The sequence below is a fragment of the Olsenella uli genome, assembly GCF_016900775.1.
GTDB classification, from domain to species: Bacteria; Actinomycetota; Coriobacteriia; order Coriobacteriales; family Atopobiaceae; genus Thermophilibacter; species Thermophilibacter uli_A.
On the sequence record NZ_JACJKN010000030.1, the window covers coordinates 1 to 5,180 of the forward strand.

The following is a 5,180-nucleotide window of genomic DNA, read 5'->3' on the forward strand; positions in this document are numbered from 1 at the left end:
CGCAAAATGCCCCTTGTTGGTCAGCGACGTCCTGCTCTCCCACGGACTACTCCGCAGTACCATCGGCGCTCGGGGGCTTAACTTCCGGGTTCGGAATGGGACCGGGTGTGCCTCCCCTGCCATGGTCGCTGACCAACAAGGGGCATTCTGCTGTCAGGGGCGGCTCCGCCGTGCCCTGGGGGCCGCACAGCGTGACGTCGGGCTTCCCTCTGGGATCGCTCGAGCTTGAGAGTGAAGAGAAGAGCTCGGCCGATTAGTACCGCTCGACTCAACCCCTCGCGGGGCTTACATCTGCGGCCTATCGAACTCGTAGTCTACGAGTGGCCTTACCGAAGGGAGAACTCATCTCGGGACTGGCTTCCCGCTTAGATGCTTTCAGCGGTTATCCGAACCGGACTCAGCTACCGGGCGGTGCCGTTGGTCGACAACCCGTACACCGGAGGTCCGTCCACCCCGGTCCTCTCGTACTAGGGGCAGCCTCCCTCAGTTCTCCTACGCCCACGGAGGATAGGGACCGAACTGTCTCACGACGTTCTGAACCCAGCTCGCGTACCGCTTTAAATGGCGAACAGCCATACCCTTGGGACCTGCTCCAGCCCCAGGATGCGATGAGCCGACATCGAGGTGCCAAACCTTCCCGTCGATGTGGACTCTTGGGGAAGATCAGCCTGTTATCCCCGGAGTACCTTTTATCCGTTGAGCGACGGCCATACCACGCTGAGCCGCCGGATCACTAGAACCTGGTTTCCCATCTGCTCGACCTGTCCGTCTCGCAGTCAAGCCTGCTTATGCTCTTGCACTCAAAGGGACGGTTGCCGACCGTCCTGAGCAGACCTTACGTGCGCCTCCGTTACTCTTTAGGAGGCGACCGCCCCAGTCAAACTACCCACCTGACACGGTCCCCACGCCGGGTGACGGTCGCGGGTTAGGATGCCAGAACGTCGAGGGTGGTATTCCAAGGGCGACTCCCCAGAGACTGGCGTCCCTGGTTCAGCGTCTCCCACCTATCCTCTACACGACGAACCGGCAGCCAATGTCAAGCTGCAGTAAAGGTTCACGGGGTCTTTCCGTCCTTCCGCGGGTAAGTCGCATCTTCACGACTAGTGCAATTTCACCGGGTCCATGGTTGAGACAGCGCCCAAATCGTTACGCCTTTCGTGCAGGTCGGAACTTACCCGACAAGGAATTTCGCTACCTTAGGACCGTTATAGTTACGGCCGCCGTTTACCGGGGCTTGGATTCGCCGCTTCGCTCGCGCTGACGGCTCCTCGTGACCTTCCGGCACCGGGCAGGCGTCAGACCCTATACGTCGTCTTACGACTTCAGCAGAGTCCTGTGTTTTTGATAAACAGTCGCTTGGGCCTATTTACTGTGGCCGCCCTGGGCTCGGGGAGCAAGTCCCTCCACCCGAGGCGGCACCCCTTCTCCCGAAGTTACGGGGCAATTTTGCCGAGTTCCTTAACCATGGTTCTCCCGATCGCCTTGGTATGCTCTACCCACCCACCTGTGTCGGTTTGCGGTACGGGCCCCTGCGGGCTCCCTAGGGGGTTTTCTTGGAAGCATGGGCTCACTGGCTTCGCTCAGTCGCTTCGTCCGGCACCTCAGCCGTCGCGAGGGGCGCGTTTCACTACCCCTCGGCCTACGTGCCATCGCGGGGACGTCCAGAACCCCGTCCAGCTACCCTTCTCCGTCGCCCCATCGGTGATGACGCCCGTTCGGGGGTGCAGGAATGTCGACCTGCTGTGCATCGGCTACGCCTTCCGGCCTCGCCTTAGCTCCCGACTGACCCTGGGAGGATTAGCCTCGCCCAGGAAACCTTGGGTTTACGGCGGCGGCGTTTCCCACGCCGCTCTCGTTACTCATGCCAGCATTCTCACTTCCGGCCGGTCCACCGCGGGTCGTCCCGCGGCTTCGCCCCGGACGGAAAGCTCCCCTACCACTAGACGAATCTAGTCCGCCGCTTCGGTGCCGTGCTTAGCCCCGTATATTGTCGGCGCATGTCCACTCGACCAGTGAGCTATTACGCACTCTTTAAATGAATGGCTGCTTCTAAGCCAACATCCTGGTTGTCTAGGCAAACGCACATCCTTTGCCACTTAGCACGGACTTCGGGACCTTAGCGGGCGGTCTGGGCTGTTTCCCTTTCGAACACACAGCTTAGCCCACATGTTCTGACTCCCGGACTCTGGACCGGCGGTATTCGGAGTTTGATTGGAGTTGGTAGGCGGTGAGGCCCCCGCGTCCATTCAGTGCTCTACCCCCGCAGGTAAACGTCCGAGGCTAGCCCTAAAGCTATTTCGGGGAGAACGAGATATCTCCGGGTTTGATAGGCCTTTCACTCCTATCCACAGGTCATCCCCCCAGTTTTCAACCTAGGTGGGTTCGGCCCTCCACGGGGTCTTACCCCCGCTTCAGCCTGCCCATGGATAGCTCACCCGGCTTCGCGTCTACGGCGCGCGACTGCTCGCCCGTTTCGGACTCGCTTTCGCTGCGGCTCGCTTCGTGGCTTAACCTCGCCACGCGCCGTAACTCGCTGGCTCATTCTACAAAAGGCACGCCGTCACGGCGCGAGCGCCGCTCCGACTGCTTGTAGGCAAACGGTTTCAGGTACTATTTCACTCCCCTCCCGGGGTGCTTTTCACCTTTCCCTCACGGTACTGGTCCACTATCGGTCACAGGAGAGTATTTAGGATTGGAGGGTGGACCCCCCTGCTTCCCACCGGGTTTCACGTGTCCGGCGGTACTCAGGAACCAAGCGGCAGTCCTCGCGGATTCGCGTACGGGGCTCTAACCCTGTCCCGCCGGCCTTCCCATGCCGTTCCGCTTCCACGAGGTTTTGTAACTGCGCAGTGCTTGGCCCTACAACCCCGGCGGCGCTTGCGCGGCCGCCGGTTTGTCCTAGGTCCCCGTTCGCTCGCCACTACTAGGGGAATCTCGATTGATTTCTCTTCCTCGGGGTACTTAGATGTTTCAGTTCCCCCGGTTGCCTCCCACCGGCCTATGTGTTCGGCCGGCGGTGGCGGGAAATGACTCCCGCCGGGTTCGCCCATTCGGAGATCCGCGGGTCGAGCGGGCAAGTGCCCCTAACCGCGGCTTATCGCAGCTTGTCACGTCCTTCGTCGGCTTCCTGTGCCAAGGCATCCACCGTTTGCCCTTACCATCTTCTCTTCGATGGCTCGAACATACTTAAAGTCTCGCGGCGGCTGGCGCCGCCGCGTCTTCAGATGCGATCTTCTTTGAGGAAAATCTTTCGTCACGCTATGCAGCTCTCAAGGTACGGCGAGGGCGAGCCCTCGAGACCGGACACTGCGCGCCTGCGGCGCGACGAAGGCATCAGCGGGACTGGCGGGGACGTCCGCCGTCATTCCGTTCTCTTCTAAAGAGGCGATTCTCCCTAGAAAGGAGGTGATCCAGCCGCACCTTCCGGTACGGCTACCTTGTTACGACTTCACCCCCCTTACCAACCACACCTTCGGCGCCTCCCTCACGAGGTTGGGCCGACGACTTCGGGTGCAATCGACTCGGGTGGTGTGACGGGCGGTGTGTACAAGGCCCGGGAACGCATTCACCGCGGCGTGCTGATCCGCGATTACTAGCAACTCCGACTTCATGGAGGCGGGTTGCAGCCTCCAATCCGAACTGGGGCCGGCTTTGGGGATTCGCTCCCGCTCGCGCGGTGGCAGCCCATTGTGCCGGCCATTGTAGCACGTGTGCAGCCCAGGACATAAGGGGCATGATGACTTGACGTCATCCCCACCTTCCTCCGGCTTGACGCCGGCGGTCTCGCATGGGTGCCCGGCCGAACCGCTGGCAACATGCGACGGGGGTTGCGCTCGTTGCGGGACTTAACCCAACATCTCACGACACGAGCTGACGACAGCCATGCACCACCTGTCTAGGCTCCTCTCGGCCACGGCGTTTCCGCCGCTTCACCTAGATGTCAAGCCCTGGTAAGGTTCTTCGCGTTGCTTCGAATTAAGCCACATGCTCCGCTGCTTGTGCGGGCCCCCGTCAATTCCTTTGAGTTTTAGCCTTGCGGCCGTACTCCCCAGGCGGGACACTTAATGCGTTAGCTGCGGCACGGAGGGACTCTCCCCCCACACCTAGTGTCCATCGTTTACGGCTAGGACTACCAGGGTATCTAATCCTGTTCGCTCCCCTAGCTTTCGCTCCTCAGCGTCAGTTGTGGCCCAGAAGGCCGCCTTCGCCACCGGTGTTCTTCCAAATATCTGCGCATTCCACCGCTACACTTGGAATTCCGCCTTCCCCTACCAAACTCAAGTCCGCCGGTATCGGGAGCGGGCGGGGGTTGAGCCCCCGGATTTGACTCCCGACCTAACGGACCGCCTACGAGCGCTTTACGCCCAATGAATCCGGATAACGCTCGCCCCCTACGTATTACCGCGGCTGCTGGCACGTAGTTAGCCGGGGCTTCTTCTGCAGGTACCGTCAGGTTGCCCCCTCGTCCCTGCTGAAAGCGGTTTACGACCCGAAGGCCTTCGTCCCGCACGCGGCGTCGCTGCGTCAGGCTTTCGCCCATTGCGCAAGATTCCCCACTGCTGCCTCCCGTAGGAGTCTGGGCCGTGTCTCAGTCCCAATCTGGCTGGTCGGTCTCTCAACCCAGCTACCCATAATCGCCTTGGTGGGCCGTTGCCCCACCAACTAGCTAACAGGCCGCGGGCCCATCCCTCGCCGTCTGGGCTTTCCCTCCCCCGCCATGCGGAGGGGGAGGAGTATCCGGTATTACCCACGGTTTCCCGAGGCTGTCCCGGTGCGAGGGGCAGGTTGCCCACGTGTTACTCAGCCGTTCGCCACTTTATGCACACCCGGAGGTGCTTTAACCGTTCGACTTGCATGTGTTAGGCGCGCCGCCAGCGTTCATCCTGAGCCAGGATCGAACTCTCCGTTCAAATGCGACCGGCGTGAGCCGGCTCTCTTCGATTGGCGCGTCCGTCCCGTCCTAAGATCCCGCTGATCTCGGATTCAGTGAAATTGACGTTCTGACATGTGAGTCAGATTTCGATTTCGCTTAGTCTGTCTTCGTCGATCTCTCGATCGCAGTATCCGGTTTTCAAGGTTCGCCGCGCGGGTCCGGGGCGACCGCCCCGCCGATGCGCGGGGATTAACTATACGCACCCCGCGGCCCCGCGGGGGCCAGAATCGGGAGGTCCACGATTCCT

General features: G+C 61.2%; 3 rRNA genes. All 3 read right to left on the reverse strand.

The features are described 5' to 3' along the window. Positions 1–18 precede the first annotated feature (18 nt). A 5S ribosomal RNA gene (gene rrf, locus H6A23_RS11090) occupies positions 19–133 on the reverse strand. A gap of 100 nt (positions 134–233) precedes the next feature. Further along, positions 234–3,168, reverse strand: a 23S ribosomal RNA gene (locus H6A23_RS11095). A 230-nt stretch (positions 3,169–3,398) separates the two neighbouring features. Beyond that, positions 3,399–4,910, reverse strand: a 16S ribosomal RNA gene (locus H6A23_RS11100). Together the 16S, 23S and 5S rRNA genes form the textbook arrangement of a ribosomal RNA operon. Positions 4,911–5,180: the final 270 nt, after the last annotated feature.